The organism is Cupriavidus sp. FW305-26 (assembly GCF_058787975.1).
Window position 1 is genome coordinate 11,099 of sequence record NZ_JBYTAH010000081.1, and the last position, 17,470, is coordinate 28,568.

18 protein-coding genes and 1 pseudogene are annotated in these 17,470 nt (G+C 68.6%); 14 read left to right on the forward strand and 5 right to left on the reverse strand.

Features of this window, described 5'->3' with window-relative positions; translation table 11 throughout:
* Nucleotides 1–115: 115 nt before the first annotated feature.
* The 5 genes from phnC to AC3WQZ_RS30615 all read left to right on the forward strand — a co-directional run bounded on the left by phnC (nt 116) and on the right by AC3WQZ_RS30615 (nt 3,911).
* Entirely contained in the window at nt 116–970 is an 855-nt protein-coding gene (phnC, locus tag AC3WQZ_RS30595; RefSeq protein WP_492301831.1) for a phosphonate ABC transporter ATP-binding protein, read from the forward strand.
* A gap of 55 nt (nt 971–1,025) precedes the next feature.
* Entirely contained in the window at nt 1,026–2,018 is a 993-nt protein-coding gene (phnD, locus tag AC3WQZ_RS30600) for a phosphonate ABC transporter substrate-binding protein (protein ID WP_010809360.1), read from the forward strand.
* 78 nt (nt 2,019–2,096) lie between these two features.
* On the forward strand, nt 2,097–2,909 hold the full coding sequence (gene phnE / locus AC3WQZ_RS30605) for a phosphonate ABC transporter, permease protein PhnE (RefSeq protein WP_010809361.1): 813 nt from the start codon (nt 2,097–2,099) through the stop codon (nt 2,907–2,909).
* Between the two features lie 4 nt (nt 2,910–2,913).
* The gene (locus AC3WQZ_RS30610; protein WP_010809362.1) at nt 2,914–3,450 is read left to right on the forward strand and encodes a phosphonate degradation HD-domain oxygenase; all 537 of its coding nucleotides are present in this window, start codon (nt 2,914–2,916) and stop codon (nt 3,448–3,450) included.
* On the forward strand, nt 3,447–3,911 hold the full coding sequence (locus AC3WQZ_RS30615) for a GNAT family N-acetyltransferase (protein ID WP_011617128.1): 465 nt from the start codon (nt 3,447–3,449) through the stop codon (nt 3,909–3,911). Before AC3WQZ_RS30610 ends, AC3WQZ_RS30615 begins: the two co-directional genes overlap by 4 nt.
* Nucleotides 3,912–3,952: 41 nt before the next feature.
* On the opposite strand, the gene phnN is transcribed toward AC3WQZ_RS30615, so the two are convergent.
* From phnN to phnF, 3 genes and pseudogenes are all read right to left on the reverse strand, one after another.
* Nucleotides 3,953–4,543, reverse strand: coding sequence for a phosphonate metabolism protein/1,5-bisphosphokinase (PRPP-forming) PhnN (gene phnN / locus AC3WQZ_RS30620; RefSeq protein ID WP_492301832.1), 591 nt, complete (start codon nt 4,541–4,543; stop codon nt 3,953–3,955).
* Nucleotides 4,540–5,230, reverse strand: a pseudogene (locus tag AC3WQZ_RS30625) (DUF1045 domain-containing protein). The gene phnN and the pseudogene AC3WQZ_RS30625 overlap by 4 nt, the downstream one beginning before the upstream one ends.
* 130 nt (nt 5,231–5,360) lie before the next feature.
* The gene (phnF, locus tag AC3WQZ_RS30630) at nt 5,361–6,095 is read right to left on the reverse strand and encodes a phosphonate metabolism transcriptional regulator PhnF (RefSeq protein WP_011617126.1); all 735 of its coding nucleotides are present in this window, start codon (nt 6,093–6,095) and stop codon (nt 5,361–5,363) included.
* 178 nt (nt 6,096–6,273) lie between these two features.
* Here phnF and phnG point away from each other — a divergent pair, with 178 nt between their 5' ends.
* Genes phnG through AC3WQZ_RS30665 form a run of 7 tightly spaced genes read left to right on the forward strand, consistent with a single transcriptional unit; the run spans nt 6,274 to nt 12,146 of the window.
* On the forward strand, nt 6,274–6,759 hold the full coding sequence (phnG, locus tag AC3WQZ_RS30635) for a phosphonate C-P lyase system protein PhnG (protein WP_492301834.1): 486 nt from the start codon (nt 6,274–6,276) through the stop codon (nt 6,757–6,759).
* 1 nt (nt 6,760) lies between these two features.
* Entirely contained in the window at nt 6,761–7,378 is a 618-nt protein-coding gene (gene phnH / locus AC3WQZ_RS30640; RefSeq protein ID WP_010809368.1) for a phosphonate C-P lyase system protein PhnH, read from the forward strand.
* Between the two features lies 1 nt (nt 7,379).
* Nucleotides 7,380–8,498: a carbon-phosphorus lyase complex subunit gene (locus tag AC3WQZ_RS30645; protein ID WP_439672715.1), complete on the forward strand. Its 1,119-nt coding sequence runs from the start codon at nt 7,380–7,382 to the stop codon at nt 8,496–8,498.
* The gene (locus tag AC3WQZ_RS30650) at nt 8,495–9,397 is read left to right on the forward strand and encodes an alpha-D-ribose 1-methylphosphonate 5-phosphate C-P-lyase PhnJ (RefSeq protein WP_011617124.1); all 903 of its coding nucleotides are present in this window, start codon (nt 8,495–8,497) and stop codon (nt 9,395–9,397) included. Before AC3WQZ_RS30645 ends, AC3WQZ_RS30650 begins: the two co-directional genes overlap by 4 nt.
* The gene (gene phnK, locus AC3WQZ_RS30655; RefSeq protein WP_010809371.1) at nt 9,394–10,170 is read left to right on the forward strand and encodes a phosphonate C-P lyase system protein PhnK; all 777 of its coding nucleotides are present in this window, start codon (nt 9,394–9,396) and stop codon (nt 10,168–10,170) included. Before AC3WQZ_RS30650 ends, phnK begins: the two co-directional genes overlap by 4 nt.
* Before the next feature lie 5 nt (nt 10,171–10,175).
* Nucleotides 10,176–10,904: a phosphonate C-P lyase system protein PhnL gene (gene phnL, locus AC3WQZ_RS30660; protein ID WP_010809372.1), complete on the forward strand. Its 729-nt coding sequence runs from the start codon at nt 10,176–10,178 to the stop codon at nt 10,902–10,904.
* Between the two features lie 24 nt (nt 10,905–10,928).
* Nucleotides 10,929–12,146, forward strand: a complete 1,218-nt coding sequence (locus tag AC3WQZ_RS30665; RefSeq protein ID WP_492301835.1) for an alpha-D-ribose 1-methylphosphonate 5-triphosphate diphosphatase — start codon at nt 10,929–10,931, stop codon at nt 12,144–12,146.
* Between the two features lie 187 nt (nt 12,147–12,333).
* On the opposite strand, the gene AC3WQZ_RS30670 is transcribed toward AC3WQZ_RS30665, so the two are convergent.
* A complete protein-coding gene (locus AC3WQZ_RS30670; RefSeq protein ID WP_492301837.1) occupies nt 12,334–13,170 on the reverse strand; it encodes an IclR family transcriptional regulator in 837 nt (278 codons plus the stop codon).
* A 181-nt stretch (nt 13,171–13,351) separates the two neighbouring features.
* On the opposite strand from AC3WQZ_RS30670, the gene AC3WQZ_RS30675 reads away from it, so the two are divergent.
* Together AC3WQZ_RS30675 and AC3WQZ_RS30680 are read left to right on the forward strand one after the other, a co-directional pair.
* Nucleotides 13,352–14,338, forward strand: coding sequence for a Bug family tripartite tricarboxylate transporter substrate binding protein (locus tag AC3WQZ_RS30675; RefSeq protein ID WP_492301838.1), 987 nt, complete (start codon nt 13,352–13,354; stop codon nt 14,336–14,338).
* A 71-nt stretch (nt 14,339–14,409) separates the two neighbouring features.
* A complete protein-coding gene (locus AC3WQZ_RS30680) occupies nt 14,410–16,752 on the forward strand; it encodes a cytochrome P450/oxidoreductase (protein ID WP_492301840.1) in 2,343 nt (780 codons plus the stop codon).
* Nucleotides 16,753–16,763: 11 nt separating this feature from the next.
* On the opposite strand, the gene AC3WQZ_RS30685 is transcribed toward AC3WQZ_RS30680, so the two are convergent.
* On the reverse strand, nt 16,764–17,270 hold the full coding sequence (locus AC3WQZ_RS30685; protein WP_492301841.1) for a GNAT family N-acetyltransferase: 507 nt from the start codon (nt 17,268–17,270) through the stop codon (nt 16,764–16,766).
* Between the last annotated feature and the right edge of the window lie 200 nt (nt 17,271–17,470).

Here is a 17,470-nt window from a genome sequence, read left to right on the forward strand (position 1 = left end):
CCCCCCCCCCCCCCCCCCCCCCCGCCAACCAGTTTCAGCCCCCCTTCCGCTCAAGTCATCGTTCTGTCATCCGCCCCGGCCAGAATGCGCAGGTCATTCACGTCAGGGAGTCGACATGACGCACGCAATTGAAGTCCGCGGGCTTTCCAAATCGTTCCGCGCGGACCGCAAGGCGCTTGACGATGTCACGCTGCACATCGCGCCAGGCGAGATGGTCGCCCTGCTGGGTGCATCGGGATCGGGCAAGTCCACGCTGTTGCGCCACGTGGCCGGATTCATCACGGGCGATGCCGGCGCCGGCGAAATCCTCGTCAACGGCCGCCATGTGCAGCGCAACGGCCGCCTGGCCCGCAGCGTGCGCAAGGTGCGTGGCGAGATCGGGTTTGTGTTCCAGCAGTTCAACCTGGTGGGCCGTCTTCCGGTCATCACCAACGTGCTGGTCGGCATGCTGGCCCGTGTGCCCAAGTGGCGCAGCCTGCTGCGCATCTTCAAGGCCGATGAAGTCCAGGGCGGGCTCGATGCGCTTGCGCAAGTTGGTATAGACGACTATGCGTTTCAACGGGCCTCGACGCTGTCGGGCGGCCAGCAGCAGCGCGCCGCCATCGCCCGCACGCTGGTGCAGAACGCCAGCGTGATCCTGGCCGACGAGCCGATCGCCTCGCTCGACCCGGAATCGTCGCGCCGGGTGATGTCGCTGCTCAGGCAGATCAACCGCACGCGCAAGGTCGCGGTGCTGGTGTCGCTGCACCAGGTGGACGTGGCGATGCGCTACTGCCCCCGCGTGGTGGCGCTGCGCCACGGCAAGGTGGTCTATGACGGCCCCTCAGCCGCGCTCACGCCCGGCATGCTGCGCGATCTCTACGGCACCGAAGCCGACGAGCTGCTGCTCGATTCCGTGCCCGACGAAGACGTATCCACTGCGGCCATGCCGGCACCGGCAATGGTCACGATGAACCTGGCGGCCGCCTGAACGGCCGCCTGTCCACACCGCTTTATCCCAAAACCGCTTCCCACCGGAGTTGTCCATGCTTCGCAGAACCTTTCTCGCCGTCGTGGCTTCGGGCGTGGTCGCCCTGCCCGCCTTCGCGCAGGACGCCAAGAGCCTGAACATCGGCTTTATCTCGACCGAATCGTCGTCGAACCTGAAGTCCGCCTGGCAGCCGCTGATCGACGATCTCAGCAAGACGCTGGGTGTACCCGTCAAGCCCTTCTTTGCGTCCGACTACGCCGGCATCATCGAGGGCATGCGCTTCAACAAGGTGCAGATCGCCTGGTTCGGCAACAAGTCGGCCATGGAGGCCGTGGACCGTGCCAACGGCGAGGTCTTTGCCTCGGTGATCGACAAGGACGGCAACCCGGGCTACTGGTCGGTGCTGATCGTCAACAAGGACAGCGACCTGAAGAGCGTCGAAGACGTGATCAAGCGCGGCAAGGACCTCAGCTACGGCGCCGGCGACCCCAATTCCACCTCGGGCACGGCCGTGCCGGGCTTCTACCTGTGGACCGCCAACAAGGTCGAGCCCAAGACGCTGTTCAAGGCCGTGCGCATCGGCAACCACGAGACCAACCTGCTGTCGGTGCTGAACAAGCAGGTCGATGTGGCGGTGAACAACACCGAGAACATGGAGCGCTATCGCATCAACACCGGCAAGAACGCCTATGACCAGGTGCGGGTGCTGTGGAAGTCGCCGCTGATCCCGGCCGATCCGATGGTCTATCGCAAGGACCTGCCGCCGGAGGTGAAGAAGAAGATCCAGGCCTTCTTCGCCAACTACGGCAAGGGCGCAGACGCCGCCCGTGAAAAGCAGGTGCTGGCCACCCTGACCTACCAGGGCTTCCGCACCGCCAGCGATGCGCAGCTGGTGCCGATCCGCCAGATCGAACTGGCCCGCGAAAAGGCGAAGATCGAATCGGACACCACCCTGGCCGCTGCCGACAAGGAAAAGCGGCTGGCCGAGGTGACCCGCCGCCTGGCCGAGCTGGACAAGGCCGCCGGCAACGCCATCAGCACGCAATAAGCCCATCCCGACGAGGCCGGCGGCCCCCCGCCGCCGGCCCCGCATCGCTTTCGTTCCCCGCTTGATTCCGGATTCCCCATGACTGTCACCGCCAGGCCCGGCCTGCCTCCCACGCCCCAAAGCAACGTGCGCCCGCCGCGCACTTCCCTTGCCGTGATGCTGACCTGGGCAGTCCTGCTGGCCATGCTCGCCCTGTCCTGGCAGGGGGCCGACATGCGCCCGCTGGACCTGCTGCGCGACTCGGACAATATGGCGAAATTTGCCGCCGATTTCTTCCCGCCCGATTTCCGCGACTGGCGGCACTACCTGGACGAGATGCTCGTCACCGTGCAGATCGCGCTGTGGGGCACCGCCCTGGCCGTGGTGATGGCGGTGCCGCTGGGCCTGCTGTGCTCGGCCAATATCGTCCCGGCGTGGGCCTACCAGCCCGCACGCCGCATCATGGACGCTTGCCGCGCCATCAATGAGATGGTGTTCGCCATGCTGTTCATCGTGGCCGTCGGTCTGGGCCCGTTTGCCGGCGTGCTGGCGATCTGGATCCACACCACCGGCGTGCTGGCCAAGCTGTTCGCCGAAGCCGTCGAGGCCATCGACCCGCGCCCGGTGGAAGGCGTGCGCGCCACCGGCGCCGGCCCGATCGAGGAGATCGTCTATGGAGTGATTCCGCAAGTGCTGCCGCTGTGGCTGTCGTTCGCGCTGTACCGCTTCGAGTCCAACGTGCGCTCGGCCTCGGTGGTTGGCATCGTCGGCGCCGGCGGCATCGGCACCGTGCTGTGGGAGATCATCCGCAGCTTCCAGTATGGGCAGACCTGTGCCGTGATGATCATCATCATCCTGTTCGTCTCGGCCATCGACATCATCTCCGCACAAATCCGCAAGGTACTGGTCTGACATCATGCTGAACCTGTCCCGCATCGAAACGCTGTTTGCCGACCATGGCAATGCCTGGTACGGCGGCGAAGCCATCAGCCAGACCGCGCACGCGCTGCAGTGCGCGCAACTGGCCGAGCAGGCCGGCGAGCCCGAGCCGCTGATCGTCGCGGCCCTGCTCCACGACGTTGGCCACCTGCTGCTGGCCGAAAGCACCACCACCGACATGCGCCACCAGGAGGCCGCCGCCGATGCGCTGGCAGAACTGTTCGGTGACGAAGTGACAGAACCCGTGCGGCTGCACGTAGCGGCCAAGCGCTATCTGTGCGCGGCCGATCCGGCGTACTTCGCCACCTTGTCACCGGCTTCAGCGCAAAGCCTGGCGCTGCAAGGCGGTCCGTTCGGCGCCGCACAGGCCGAAGCGTTCACCGCCAGCCGCCACGCCGCTGCCGCGGTGCGCCTGCGCCGCTACGACGACCTGGCCAAGGTGGTCGGCCTGGCCACGCCGCGGCTGGCGCACTACCTGGACATGGCCGCGCGTTGCGCGCGGACTGGCGCATGAACACCATCGCTGAAGCCGTGCTTACCCTGCGTGAAGTGCGCGGTTCCGATGCGGAACTGCGGCACCTGTCCGCGCTGCTGGCCGCGATGGACGATGAAGCGCCGCTGCCGCTGGCCACCATGCGCGAGCGCTACGCGACCATGCGCCGCTATCCGGACTACCGCTGCTACATGATGGTGGACGAGGACGAGGTGCCGCTGGGCACCTTCAGCCTGCTGGTATTTCCCGTGATGGTCCACGACGGGCGTCCCGAGGCCATTGTCGAGGCCGTGGTGGTGGCGCCGTCCGCGCGCGGCAGGGGCGTCGGCAAGGCGATGATGCGCGAAGCGATGCGCCTGGCCCGCGAGGCCGGGGCGGCCAAGCTGGTGCTGTCGTCCAACGCGCGGCGCCTGCAGGCCCACCAGTTCTATCGCCGGCTCGGGTTCACCGAGCACGGCATCAGTTTCAGCATCGAACTCTGATGGCAAGGCCGTGCCGGAAGCTTCGCTTCGGCACGGCCTTATCAGCTTAATGTTGCGCTATCGGAGGTAGCCCCAACCAGCCGCGCGAACGCCTCCGCCGCGGTTTCCAGGGCGCCGCTATTGTCGAACTCGACCAGGCGGCACCCTGCCGGCACGGTGAAGGCCTGCGCCGCGCGCGCCAGGCGCCGGGCAATCGCTTCTTCCGACTCGCGGCCACGCTGGCGCAGCCGCGTGGCCAGCACCTCCGGCGGGACGCGCACATGCACCGCGCACAGCTTCGGGTAGCGCGCCACGGCTTGGGGCAGGTACTCGCGCGAGCCATTGACGATCACCGTCAGCCCCCTGGCCAGCCACTGCTCGATCTCGATGCCGATGCCGTAATGGAGCCCGTGGCTGTGCCAGTCCAGCGCCAGGCAGCCGAGCGCCTGGCGGCGCCGGAACTCATCCGTGGTCAGCGCAACGGAGGCCTCGTTGGCATCGGCCTCGCGGGTGATATAGCGATGCGCGATGACGATGCGGTGGTCCGGCCCGAGGCGTTCGCGCAGCGCGCGCAGCAGCGAGTCCTTGCCGCTGCCGGACGGCCCCATCAGGTAGAACAGGCCGTGTCCGTCGGCCGCGCCATGTGCGTTCATGCGTCCAGGTACGCCGCGCCGGCGCCGTCGGTGGTGCTGCCGTTGAATCCGTAGTGGCGGGCAACGATAAAGTCGTCGCCCGGCTCCGGCTGCACGAATACGCTGATCCCGTCCACATGAAGCGGCGCCTGCAGCAGCTTGCCGCTCGCGGCCCCCAGGCGCTCGAGGGCGGCGCGCTGGCCGGTAGTATCAAGCATGCCAGTCAGCGTGATATGGAAGACGAAGGTACCGAATACATACGGGTAGCCCCATGCGTCGAGCATGCGGCGCTCTTCGTCGGTCAACTGGTCCGGTTTGCGCCGGCCGAGTTCTTCGGCCGTAGGCGGCGCGCGGAAGCGCTCGAATGCCAGTACGCAGGCATCGGCCAGCGCCTGCATCGGTGGCGATCCGCCATCGGCCAGGCACCATGCCACAAAACCCCGCAGCGCACACAGCGCCAGCGGTGCGTCGAATGCCTCGCGGCCACGCGCGAAGTCACGCGCAGCGGCGTCGAGCATCGGCCCGTTGCTGCCCTGCACAAGCCGGAACGGCGGCTTCAGCGTGGCATGCAGGCCGTAGCGCGCCGGGGCCTTGACCCATTCGTCGGGCGCCGGTATCGGCGTCGCGGCCGAGCCACTGGCTGCCAAACGTGCGGAACGGATCTGAGGGCGCCAGGTAGATGGCGTAACGGTGCGCTGGCAAGGTCATGCGGCAAGGTTACCAGCGGCGCCCGGCGCCCGGCGGCGGCGTCTGCCCTGGTTTTGTGGTCTGGACCGCAGACACCTTAGCGCAGGCAGATGACAGCCGGATGTCTAGACCAATGCCACGTCGCTCCGCCTCAATCACTGTCGGAAACCGTCAGCTGCACCCAGTCCCCCGCAAACCGCACCACGCTGTACTGCACCGGCGCCCCGTCGATATCAACGTTCAGCGCCTCCACCTGCAGCACCGGGCGCGTCTTCGGCTGGTTCAGCAGGCGCGCCACCGGGGCGCTGGGCATGGCCGCCGTGATGCGCGACCACTTGCGCGTGTAGTCGGCAATGCCGAAATGCGCCAGCGCGCGCGATACCGATTGCCTGGCGCGCAGCACCTCGTCGATGCCCGGGAAGCGCTTGAGGTCAAAGTAATGCTCGGCAACGTCAATGGTGCGCTCTTCGGCCTTGCCGATCATCTGCACGTGCAGGATCTCCGCCGTGCGCGCCAGGCCCAGTTGCTTTGCCACTTCCGGCGCGCGCACCACCTGGCTGTCGATGATCTCGGCATGTCCGCGCATGCCCTGCGCGGCCAGGTTTTGCGAGAAGCGCGTGCGGCGTCCGATCGCGTAGTCGATCGCATGCTCCTGCACGAAGGTGCCGCGGCCCTGCTCGATCCGCACCAGGCCGCTCAACTCCAGCTCGCCCATGGCGCGGCGGATGGTGTGGCGGTTGACCGCGAAGCGCGTGGCCAGTTCAGGCTCAGGGGGCAGCTGTTCGCCGGGCAGGTACAGCTTCTTGCGGATGTCGTCCGCCAGCGCCTCGCCAATCTGGCGCCATACCGCCACGCCGGAACCCCGTTCCACTTCTCGATCAGACATCTCGCGCTGCCCTCTTGTCATCAAGCGTTCACCATTGCCATGCGATTGTGCCTCAACCGCGCCGCGATGGCGGGGTGCCCGAGCAATGCCCCGCCCCGTCATGAAACGTTCATCTGCCTGTGGTCTAGTAGCTGCGTGTTCAAGCAGTGACATCTAAACGTATAGACGTATAGGGGTGATGATGCAAAGCGAAACCGCGCAGGCCCATGCCGCCCGCGCCGCCTGGCTCCGGATCCTGGCGACGGCGCCCGCCGACGCGCTCGACGGCGCTTACCAGCGGCTTGGCGAGGCGCAAGCGCTGCCGGCCTACCGGCTGCTGCGCAAGCCGGAGTCCGGCATGGCCATGGTCCGGGCCCGCGCAGGCGGTACCGGTGCCCAGTTCAACCTGGGGGAAATCACGGTCACGCGCTGCGCGGTCGTGCTGGAAGACGGCGCTGCCGGGGCCGCTGCAGGCGTGGCCTATATCCAGGGCCGCAGCGCCCGCCACGCCGAACAGGCCGCGGTGCTGGACGCGCTGCTGCAACGCCCGGCCTGGCACCAGCGCGTGCAGGAGTTCGTGCTGGCGCCGTTGGCAAGCACGCAGGCGCAGCGCGCCGCACACGCAGCAGCCACCGTCGCCCAGACCCGCGTCGAGTTCTTCACCATGGTCCGGGGAGAGGACTGAAATGACTGCCATGCAACCGATCCTGTCCGCCCCGGCCGCCTCGCTGCTGCCGGGTTTCAACAACCCGGTCGACGACGCCCAGCAGGTCTTCCGCGCCGCGCTGCAGGCGTTTGCCCATCCGGGCCGGCTGCAGACGCTGCCCGTGGCCAGCGGCCTGCCCGGCGGCCTGTCGCCCGCGCTGGCGGCGCTGCTGCTGACGCTGGCCGATCCCGATACCCCGGTCTGGCTGCCTGCCGGCGTGCCCGCCGCGGCGCGCGCGTTCCTGCGCTTCCATTGCGGCTGCCCGCTGACCGACGATGTCGGCACCGCCGCCTTTGTCTGCGTGCCCGCCGGCTATGCCGTACCGGCACTGGCGGATTGCGCGCAAGGCGACCCGGCCTTCCCCGACCGCTCGGCCACGCTGCTGGTGGAGGTGGCCTCGCTTGCCGAAGGCGACACCCTCACGCTGCGCGGCCCCGGCATCGAAACCACGCAGGTGCTGCGCGTGGCGGGGCTGCCCGCGGACTTCCGCGCCGGCTGGCGCGCCAACAACGCCGGCTTCCCGCTCGGCGTGGACCTGCTGCTGGCCAGCGGCGACCGATTCTGCGCGCTGACGCGCACCACGCTGGTGGAGGACTGACATGTATGTAGCCGTCAAAGGTGGCGAGCGCGCCATCCTCAATTCCTACCGGATGCTCGATGCCTACCGCCGCGGCGATACCGCGGTGCCGGAACTCACGCTGGCGCAGATCCGCGAACAGATGCCGCTGGCGGTGTCGCGCGTGATGGCCGAGGGCTCGCTGTACGACCCGCACCTGGCCGCGCTGGCCCTGAAACAGGCCGCCGGTGACCAGATCGAGGCGATCTTCCTGCTGCGCGCCTATCGCACCACGCTGGCGCGCTTCGGCTATACCCAGCCGGTGGATACCGGCGCGATGCGCCTGCAGCGCCGGATCTCGTCCACGTTCAAGGACGTGCCGGGCGGCCAGGTGCTGGGGCCGACCTACGACTACACCCAGCGCCTGCTGGATTTCACGCTCGAAGCCGGCCGCGACCCCGAGCCGCTGCCGCCCTCGCCCGAACCCCTCGCCGCCAGCATGCCGCGCGTGACCGGCCTGCTGGAAGCGGATGAACTGGTCGAAGCCGACCAGATTCCCGCGGGCGACCCCACGCCGCCCGACCTGACGCGCGAGCCGCTGAGCTTCCCCGCCAACCGCGCCGCGCGCTTGCAGAACCTGGCGCGCGCCGATGAGGGTTTCCTGCTGTCGATGGGCTATTCCACCCAGCGCGGCTACGGCAACTCGCACCCGTTCGCGGCCGAGATCCGCTACGGCGCGGCCGAGGTCGAACTGTTCGTGGAAGAGCTTGGCTTCGCCGTCACCATCGGCGAGATCGAGCTGACCGAATGCCAGATGGTGAGCCAGTTCGCCGGCAATGCCGACGAAGCCCCGCGCTTCACGCGCGGCTACGGGCTGGTGTTCGGCTACAACGAGCGCAAGGCCATGTCGATGGCGCTGGCTGACCGCGCCATGCGCGCCGAAGAACTGGGCGAGGCCGCCGACGCCCCGGCCAACGATATCGAATTCATGCTGTACCACAGCGACAACGTCGAGGCCTCCGGCTTCGTGCAGCACCTGAAGCTGCCCCACTACGTGGACTTCCAGGCCAACCTCGAACTGCTGCGCCGGCTGCGTGCGGAACAGGATGGCGCCGTGACCGCTACCGTGCAGGCGCAACCGCAAGAGGAGACGCTGGCATGACCACCCCCGACACCACCATGGCAACGGGCATTGCCCGCGATGACCACTACAACTTCGGCTACCTGGACGAGTCGACCAAGCGGATGCTGCGCCGCGCGCTGCTCAAGGCCGTGGCGATTCCCGGCTACCAGGTACCCTTCGGCAGCCGCGAAATGCCGCTGCCCTATGGCTGGGGCACGGGCGGCATCCAGGTGACGGCCGCGATCATCGGCAAGGATGATGTGCTCAAGGTGATCGACCAGGGCTCGGACGACACCACCAACGCCATCAATATCCGCCGCTTCTTCGGCCGCGTCACCGGCGTGCAGACCACCGAGCGCACCGCCGAGGCCAGCATCATCCAGACCCGTCACCGGATTCCGGAAACGCCGTTGCACGCGGGCCAGACCATGGTGTTCCAGGTGCCGATCCCCGAGCCGCTACGCTGGCTGGAGCCGAGCGAGGGCGAGACCCGCACCATGCACGCACTGGCCGAGTACGGCGCGATGCACGTCAAGCTGTATGAGGACATCGCGCATCACGGCCATATCGCCACCACCTACGACTACCCCGTGATCGTCAACCAGCGCTACATGATGCGGCCGTCGCCGATCCCCAAGTTCGACAATCCCAAGCTCGACCGCAGCCCCGCGCTGATGCTGTTCGGCGCCGGGCGCGAGAAGCGCGTCTATGCCGTGCCGCCGTACACCGCGGTCAGGAGCCTGGACTTCGCCGACCATCCCTTCACGGTGGAAAAGTGGTCCAGCTGCTGCGCCCAGTGCGGCGCTGCCGACAGCTACCTGGACGAGATCATCACCGATGACGCCGGCACGCGACTGTTCGTGTGCTCCGACACCGAATACTGCGCCGACCGCCAGGCGGCCCAGGCCGTCAAGGCCGCTGCCGGAGGTGCCCGATGAGCGCCACCCCGCTGCTGTCGGTGCGCAACCTGACGCGCACCTGGGACGGCCTGCACGGCTGCCATGACGTCAGCTTCGACCTGTACCCGGGCGAGGTGCTGTGCGTGGTGGGCGAATCGGGCTCCGGCAAGAGTACGTTGCTGCAGGCCTTGTCGATGCAGGCGCCGGCGCAGCGCGGCAGCGTCAGCTACGACATGCGCGAGTCCGGCCTGACCGACCTGGCCACGCTGTCCAGCGCGCGCCTGCGGCTGCTGGCCCGCACCGACTGGGGCTTCGTGCGCCAGCATGCGCGCGACGGCCTGCGCATGCAGGTCAGCGCCGGCGCCAATATCGCCGAGCGCCTGATGGCCGTGGGCGAGCGCCACTACGGCAACCTGCGCGAGGTCGCCGGCACCTGGCTGGAGAAGATGGAGATCGACCTGGCCCGGCTGGACGACGTGCCCGGCACCTTCTCCGGCGGCATGCAGCAGCGTTTGCAGATCGCGCGCAACCTGGTCACGCACCCGCGCCTGGTGTTCATGGACGAGCCCACCGCATCGCTGGACGTGTCGGTGCAGGCCCGCCTGCTAGACCTGCTGCGCCGCCTGGTGGCGGACCTGGGCCTCGCCGCCGTGCTGGTCACGCACGACCTGGCCGTGGCGCGCCTGCTCGCGCACCGCACGCTGGTCATGCAAGGCGGCCGCGTGGTGGAGCAAGGCCTGACCGACCAGATCCTCGACGACCCGCAGCACCCGTACACGCAGTTGCTGGTCTCTTCCATCCTGCAGGGCTGACGACGATGCACGCAGAACACCACCCCCAGAAACTGGTCGAGGTCCGCGGCCTCGGCAAGATGTTTACGCTGCACAACCAGGGCGGCATCCGCCTGCCGGTGCTGCGCGCGATGGATTTCGATGCCACCCGCGGCGAATGCCTGGTGCTGTCCGGGCCCTCCGGCACCGGCAAGAGCACGCTGCTGCGCTGCCTGTACGGCAACTACCTGGCCACCGAAGGCAGCATCCGCCTGCGCGATACCAGCGCCGAGGGCGAGCCGTGGGTCGAGCTGACCCACGCCCCAGAACAACGCGTGCTGAAGTTGCGCCGCGACGTGATCGGCTATGTCAGCCAGTTCCTGCGCGCGATTCCGCGCGTCGGCGCGCTCGACGTGGTGGCCGATCCGCTGCAGCAGCGCGGCGCCAGCCATGAGGAGGCCCGCGCCCGCGCGGCAGAACTGCTGGCACGGCTGAACCTGCCGCGCCGGCTGTGGGACCTGCCGCCGGCCACTTTCTCCGGCGGCGAGCAGCAGCGCGTGAACATCGCGCGCGGGCTGATCGGCGGCCACCCGATCCTGCTGCTGGACGAGCCCACCGCCTCGCTGGACGCCGACAACCGCGCCGTGGTGGTCGAGCTGATCCGCGAAGCCCTGGCCGAAGGCCGCGCGCTGATCGGCATCTTCCACGATGAAGCCGTGCGCGATGCCGTGGCCACGCGCCTGCTGCCGCTGCAACCCGCTAGCGCCCTTGCCTGATTTGATCCCAGAACGGAGCCGGACATGTCTGCTACCTACCTGACGCACGCCACCCTGGTGCTGCCGGACCGCGTGCTGCACGACAGCGCGCTGCTGATCGAAGATGGTCGCATCGCCGCCATCGAACCGGCACCCGCAGCGGTCCCCGCCCACGCCACCGTGATCGACCTGCATGGCCACTCCGTGATGCCGGGCCTGGTCGACGTGCATTGCGACGCCATCGAGAAGGAAGTCGAACCGCGTGCCAGCGTGCTGTTCCCACTGGACTTTGCCGTGGCTCAGGTCGACCGCCGCAACGCCGCGGCCGGCATCACCACGCCGTACCACGCGCTGTCGTTCGCGGGCAACCAGTTCGGCGTGCGCAATGTCGATACCGCGGCCACGCTGGTGCGCACCCTGGCCGCGTATCGCCGCCACAGCCTGGTCGACAACCGCATCCATTGCCGCTACGAAGTCACCGATTCCAGCGCCGTGCCGGTGCTGGAATCCCTGATGGCCGAGGGCGTGGTCGACCTGCTGTCCGTGATGGACCACTCGCCGGGCCAGGGCCAGTTCAAGACCATGGATGCCTACCTGGCCTACATGATGGGCAACCACGGCATGAGCCGCGAGCAAGCCGCCGATGCGGCCGACAAGAAGGCCGCCGCGCTGGAAGGCGCGCATGAGCGTGTCAACCGGCTGGTGGCCAGGGCGCATGCGCTGGGCATCCCCACCGCCAGCCATGACGACGATTCGCCGCAGCGCATCGCCGCCATGCGCGCGCTGGGCGTGCGCATGAGCGAGTTCCCGATCAACCTGGAAACCGCGCAAGCCGCGTGCTCCCAGGCGCTGCCGACCATCCTGGGCGCGCCCAACGTGCTGCGCGGCAAGAGCCAGAGCGGCTCGATGCGCGCCATCGACGCCATTCACGCCGGCGTGGGCACCATCCTGTGCTCGGACTACCAGCCGTCCACGCTGATCGCCGCCGCGTATGCCGCCGCGCGCCTGGCCGACCTGCCGCTGAACCAGGCGCTGGCGCTGGTCACCGTCAATCCGGCCGACGCCTGCCTGCTGGACGACCGCGGGCGCCTGGCGCCGGGGCTGCGCGCGGACGTGATCGCCGTGTCCGGCGTGGCAGGCCAGCCGATGGTCACGCATACCTGGTCTGGCGGGAGGCTGGTGTTTGCGGCGGGGTATCCGTCGGTGCGGCACGTTGGCGATGCCGCCATGCCGCGCGAAACCGCGCTGCGCGAGGTGGCATAAGGAGGATTGGCCCGGATTCGTAAAATTCCGCTGCGCCTCCGCCAGACTGCTGATCTGAACAGGAAATCGAGCGCAATCTCGGTCATCGCTTGTACGAGCCTGCGTCCGGTCAGGCCGGCAACACAGTAGCGCTGGCTACGGCCGTTCGCTGCTGGCCGATGGCGGCTTCACCCGCTGAGCGATCGGATCAGGCCCCGGGGTTGAACCCCAGCGCCGTGCTGACCGCGCGCGCCTCGCGCCGCACGGCGCTGCCGATGGGCCCGTCGATGGCGGGATCAAAGCCGCCGGTGGCGCCCAGCGCCGTCAGCACCGCGCAGACGCGCCCGGTGTAGTCGCGCACCGGCGCCGCCACGGCGCTGATGCCGGTCAGGTTGGTGTCGCGCACCCAGGCGCAGTCGTCGGCCTGCACCGCGCGGCGCAGCGCGCCGATGGGGTCTTTGCCATCGAGCAACGCCAGCCGCGCCGGACTTGCCGCGGCCAGTTCCTCCTCGGCCTGGGCATGCACGCGCTTTTCATCGAGCAGGCCCAGGAACACGCGCCCGGTGGCCGACCACAGCAATGGCATCACCGAGCCCGCGCGCACATTCACCGTCACCGGCAAACCCGGTTCCTCAAAGCGCATGATGGTCGGCCCCTTGTTGCCCATCACCGCGACAAAGCAGGTCACCTCCAGCGCTTCACGCAGGCGTACCAGCGAGGCTTCGGCCAGCCGGATCGGGTCGGCCTGGCGCATCGCCGCCATGCCGATCTGCAGCGCCTCGAAGCCCAGGTGGTATTGCTGCGTGCCCGTCTCCTGCGCCACCAGCCCCTCTTCCACCAGGCTGACCAGGTAGCGGTGCACCTTGGCCGGGCTTTCGTCGATATACGCGGCCAGCGCGGTCAGGCTGGCGCGTCCGCCCAGCCGGGCCAGTCCCTTGAGCACGGCCATGCCGGTGACCGCCGATTGCACGCGCTGGCGGCGTTCGCGCGTGCGGGGCGCGTCGGCGGGTTCGATCGGAGGTTGGGCAGCTTTCGGTCGGGGCATGGCGGGAAGATCCGGCAAACGGTGAGCGGTCATCACATGGAAGGCGGATCAAGCCATGCGGCCGCTGCAGGACAGTTCAAGGTTAACCCGCATTCAATCATTACGCAATGCGTATATGATTTACGCGAAATAGAAACACCGGTGCCGTACACCGGGCTGACCAACAAGGAGACAAGCCCCCATGCCCCGCCTCAACTTCAAGCGCCTGGCCATTGGCGCGCTGGCCCTGCCGATGCTGGCCGCCGCCCCCGCGCATGCCGCCGACGCCTACCCTGCCAAGCCGATCCGCTGGATCGTCCCCTACGCCGCCGGCGGCGGCTCGGACTTCCTGGCGCGCACCATCGGCCAGGGGCTGTCGGCCAAGGTCGGCCAGCCGGTGGTGGTGGACAACAAGCCGGGCGGCAATACCGCCATCGGCGCGGCCGAGACGGCGCGCTCGGCCGCCGACGGCTATACCGTGCTGTCGGCCGACAACGGCACGCTGGTGTTCAACCCGGTGCTGTACAAATCGCTCTCCTACAACCCTGGCAAGGACCTGGCTCCGGTGACGCTGCTGGGCCGCTTCCCGATGATCCTGGTGGTCGGCGCGGCCAGCCCGGTCAAGAGCGCCAAGGAATTCATCGCCCAGACCAAGGCCACCCAGGGCGGCATCAATTACGGCTCGGCCGGCGCGGGCAGCCCGCACCACCTGGCGATGGAGCTGCTGAAGGTGGAAGCCGGCCTGTCGATGACGCATGCCCCCTACCGCGGCGCCGCGCCGGCGCTGTCGGACGTGGCCGCCGGACAGGTGGTGGCGATGATGGTGGACTACGCTGCCGGCGCCGGCTTTATCAAGGGCGGCAAGGTCCGGCCGCTGGCGGTGGCCAATGCCACCCGGCTGCCGCAGCTGCCCGACGTGCCGACCTTTGCCGAACTGGGCTACCCGCGCGTGGAAGCCGCCGCGCTGGTGGGCATGGTGGTGCCGGCCGGCACGCCGCCGGAGGTGGTCAACACGCTGAACAAGGATGTGGTCGCGGCAATCCGCGAGCCCGCTGTCAACAAGCGGCTGGTGGACTTCGGCGTTGAGCCGGTCGGCAACTCGCCGGTTCAGTTCAGCGAGCTGCTGCGCAGCGAGTCCACCCGCTGGACCAAGCTGATCCGCGACCTGAAGATCACGCTGGACAATTGAGTCCGGCCGCAACACCGAATGGCCGTCCGGCCCTGACCGGACGGCCCTGTTTTTCGCCAGGAGTACGCAGCATGGCCAACCCCTCCCCCAGCGCCGCGCGCAGCGGCTGCCCGATCGACCACAGCGCCTTGACCGCGCCCAACGGCTGCCCGGTCAGCCACAACGCGGCGCAATTCGATCCCTTCGGCGACGGCTACCAGCAGGATCCGCCCGAATACGTGCGCTGGTCGCGCGAGCAGGAGCCGGTGTTCTACAGCCCCAGGCTGGGCTACTGGGTGGTCACGCGCTATGAAGACATCAAGGCGATCTTCCGCGACAACCTGACCTTCAGCCCGTCAATCGCGCTGGAGAAGATCACGCCCACCGGCGACGAGGCCAATGCCGTGCTGGCCTCCTACGGCTATGCCATGAACCGCACGCTGGTCAACGAGGACGAGCCCGCCCACATGCCGCGCCGGCGCGCGCTGATGGCGCCCTTCACGCCTGCGGAACTGGCGCACCATGAGCCGCTGGTGCGCCGCCTGGCGCGCGAGTATGTCGACCGCTTTATCGACGATGGCCGCGCCGACCTGGTCGACCAGATGCTGTGGGAAGTGCCGCTGACCGTGGCCCTGCATTTCCTGGGCGTGCCCGAAGAGGACATGGACCTGCTGCGCCAGTACTCCATCGCCCATACCGTCAACACCTGGGGCCGGCCGAAGCCGGAGGAACAGGTGGCGGTGGCGCATGCCGTGGGCAATTTCTGGCAGCTGGCGGGCCGCATCCTGGACAAGATGCGCGAGGACCCGTCCGGCCCGGGCTGGATGCAGTACGGCCTGCGCAAGCAGAAAGAACTGCCCGATGTCGTCACCGACTCCTACCTGCATTCGATGATGATGGCCGGCATCGTTGCCGCGCACGAGACCACCGCCAACGCCTCGGCCAATGCCATCAAGCTGCTGCTGCAGCATCCGGATGCATGGCGCGAGATCTGCGACGACCCATCGCTGATCCCCAACGCGGTGGAAGAATGCCTGCGCCACAACGGCTCCGTCGCCGCATGGCGGCGGCTGGTGACGCGCGACGCCGAGGTCGGCGGCATCCGCCTGCCGGCGGGCAGCAAGCTGCTGATCGTCACGTCTTCGGCAAACCATGACGAGCGCCATTTCGCCGATGCCGACCTGTTCGATATCCGCCGCGACAACGCCAGCGAACAGCTGACCTTTGGCTACGGCTCGCACCAGTGCATGGGCAAGAACCTGGCGCGCATGGAGATGCAGGTCTTCCTGGAGGAGCTGACACGCCGGCTGCCGCATATGCGCCTGGCCGAGCAGACCTTCACCTATGTGCCCAACACCTCGTTCCGCGGCCCTGAGCACCTGCTGGTGGAATGGGACCCCGCGCAGAACCCCGAGCGCCGCGACCCGGCCCTGCTCGAGGTGCACCAGCCGGTGCGCATCGGCGAACCGTCCGCGCACACCATCGCCCGCACGGTGGTGGTCGAGCGCGTCACGCCCGCCGCCGACGGCGTGGTCCGGCTGCGGCTGGCGGCGCCTGACGGCAAGCCGCTGCCGCGCTGGGCGCCGGGCTCGCATATCGACGTGGAATGCGGCGATACCGGGCTGTCGCGCCAGTATTCGCTGTGCGGCGATCCGGACGACACCGGGGCGCTGGAAATTGCCGTGCTGCGCGACCCCGACAGCCGCGGCGGCTCGGCCTGGGTGCATGGCAGCGTCCAGGCCGGCGACCGCCTGCGCATCCGCGGGCCGCGCAATCACTTCCGCTTCGATGAAGGCTGCGGACGCGCGATCTTTATCGCCGGCGGCATCGGCATCACGCCGGTCAGCGCGATGGCGCGGCGCGCCCGTGCGCTTGGCATCGACTACGAATTCCACTACTGCGGCCGTTCGCGCCAGGCGATGGCGATGCTGGATGAACTGCAGGCCCTGCACGGTGCGCGGCTGCACGTCCACGCCAGCGATGAAGGCCAGCGCGCCGACTTCGGCAAGCTGCTGGCGCGGCCGGACCCGCGCACCCAGATCTACGCCTGCGGCCCGCAGCGCATGCTGGATGCGCTGACCGAGAGCTGCGCGGCGTGGCCGGAAGATGCGCTGCGAGTGGAGCACTTCGTATCGAAGCTGGGCACGCTGGATGCGTCGAAGGAACTGCCCTTTTCCGTCGAGCTGAAGGACTCCGGCCTGGTCATGGAAGTCCCGGCCGGCCAGACCCTGCTGAGCGCGCTGCGCGGCGCCAATATCGATGTGCAGAGCGATTGCGAGGAAGGCCTGTGCGGGTCCTGCGAGGTGCGCGTGCTGGCCGGCCAGGTCGACCATCGCGACGTGGTGCTCACGCGCAGCGAGCGCGAGGCCAACCAGCGCATGATGGCGTGCTGCTCGCGCGCCTGTGGCGGCGGCCGGCTGGTGCTGGAGCTCTGAGCGCCCGCCCGTCAGGCGGTGGCGTTGAAGGCGTCGTGGTATTGCACGCTGCCCGCCGGATAGCCGCCGTCGAACGCCAGTGCCTGGAAGTACTCGGGTGGCACGCCGTCCAGCACCAGCCCGGGCCGCGCGGCAAAGCCGAAGCGGCCGTAGTAGCCGGGATCGCCCAGCACCACGCAGCCGGCGGCGCCAAGGCGGCGCAGCTGGTCCAGCGACGCGCGCATCAGTTGCGAGCCAATGCCCTGCCCCTGCAGGTCCGGCGCCACCGAGATCGGGCCCAGTCCGTACCAGCCGGTCGCGCCGGATGAGACCGTAACCGGCGAAATCGCCACGTGTCCCACCAGTTCATCGCCTGCCTGTGCCACCAGCGAGACCGTCAGCCGGCCGGCGCGGCGCAGCGCATTGACCACGAACGCCTCGGTGTGGCTGGTATGCGGCGCCGTCAGGAAGGCGGCGGTGGTCAGCCGGGCAATGGCGTCGGCGTCGGACGGTGCTTCTGGGCGGATCTGCACGGACATGGCGGGACTCGGGACTTCGATCAGGTCTTGGCGACCCGGATTCTACGCTCTCCATCACTGGCATGCCGCGGCCGCCAGGGCAAGCCACCGTTGCGCCGTAGGACAACGCCTGACAACGGCGGCAAGGCGCCAAGGCTAAAGTAGCAGCGCGAACCCCATGCAATCCTGTTCCCGTTGCGTCATGCGCCCTGCCCCCGCTG

What these genes read in the sequence shown, in the direction of transcription:
- phnC (WP_492301831.1), top strand. Translation starts at nt 116, where the DNA reads ATGACGCACGCAATTGAAGTCCGCGGGCTTTCCAAATCGTTCCGCGCG.
- phnD (WP_010809360.1), top strand. Translation starts at nt 1,026, where the DNA reads ATGCTTCGCAGAACCTTTCTCGCCGTCGTGGCTTCGGGCGTGGTCGCC.
- phnE (WP_010809361.1), top strand. Translation starts at nt 2,097, where the DNA reads ATGACTGTCACCGCCAGGCCCGGCCTGCCTCCCACGCCCCAAAGCAAC.
- AC3WQZ_RS30610 (WP_010809362.1), top strand. Translation starts at nt 2,914, where the DNA reads ATGCTGAACCTGTCCCGCATCGAAACGCTGTTTGCCGACCATGGCAAT.
- AC3WQZ_RS30615 (WP_011617128.1), top strand. Translation starts at nt 3,447, where the DNA reads ATGAACACCATCGCTGAAGCCGTGCTTACCCTGCGTGAAGTGCGCGGT.
- phnN (WP_492301832.1), bottom strand. Translation starts at nt 4,543, where the DNA reads ATGAACGCACATGGCGCGGCCGACGGACACGGCCTGTTCTACCTGATG.
- phnF (WP_011617126.1), bottom strand. Translation starts at nt 6,095, where the DNA reads ATGTCTGATCGAGAAGTGGAACGGGGTTCCGGCGTGGCGGTATGGCGC.
- phnG (WP_492301834.1), top strand. Translation starts at nt 6,274, where the DNA reads ATGATGCAAAGCGAAACCGCGCAGGCCCATGCCGCCCGCGCCGCCTGG.
- phnH (WP_010809368.1), top strand. Translation starts at nt 6,761, where the DNA reads ATGACTGCCATGCAACCGATCCTGTCCGCCCCGGCCGCCTCGCTGCTG.
- AC3WQZ_RS30645 (WP_439672715.1), top strand. Translation starts at nt 7,380, where the DNA reads ATGTATGTAGCCGTCAAAGGTGGCGAGCGCGCCATCCTCAATTCCTAC.
- AC3WQZ_RS30650 (WP_011617124.1), top strand. Translation starts at nt 8,495, where the DNA reads ATGACCACCCCCGACACCACCATGGCAACGGGCATTGCCCGCGATGAC.
- phnK (WP_010809371.1), top strand. Translation starts at nt 9,394, where the DNA reads ATGAGCGCCACCCCGCTGCTGTCGGTGCGCAACCTGACGCGCACCTGG.
- phnL (WP_010809372.1), top strand. Translation starts at nt 10,176, where the DNA reads ATGCACGCAGAACACCACCCCCAGAAACTGGTCGAGGTCCGCGGCCTC.
- AC3WQZ_RS30665 (WP_492301835.1), top strand. Translation starts at nt 10,929, where the DNA reads ATGTCTGCTACCTACCTGACGCACGCCACCCTGGTGCTGCCGGACCGC.
- AC3WQZ_RS30670 (WP_492301837.1), bottom strand. Translation starts at nt 13,170, where the DNA reads ATGCCCCGACCGAAAGCTGCCCAACCTCCGATCGAACCCGCCGACGCG.
- AC3WQZ_RS30675 (WP_492301838.1), top strand. Translation starts at nt 13,352, where the DNA reads ATGCCCCGCCTCAACTTCAAGCGCCTGGCCATTGGCGCGCTGGCCCTG.
- AC3WQZ_RS30680 (WP_492301840.1), top strand. Translation starts at nt 14,410, where the DNA reads ATGGCCAACCCCTCCCCCAGCGCCGCGCGCAGCGGCTGCCCGATCGAC.
- AC3WQZ_RS30685 (WP_492301841.1), bottom strand. Translation starts at nt 17,270, where the DNA reads ATGTCCGTGCAGATCCGCCCAGAAGCACCGTCCGACGCCGACGCCATT.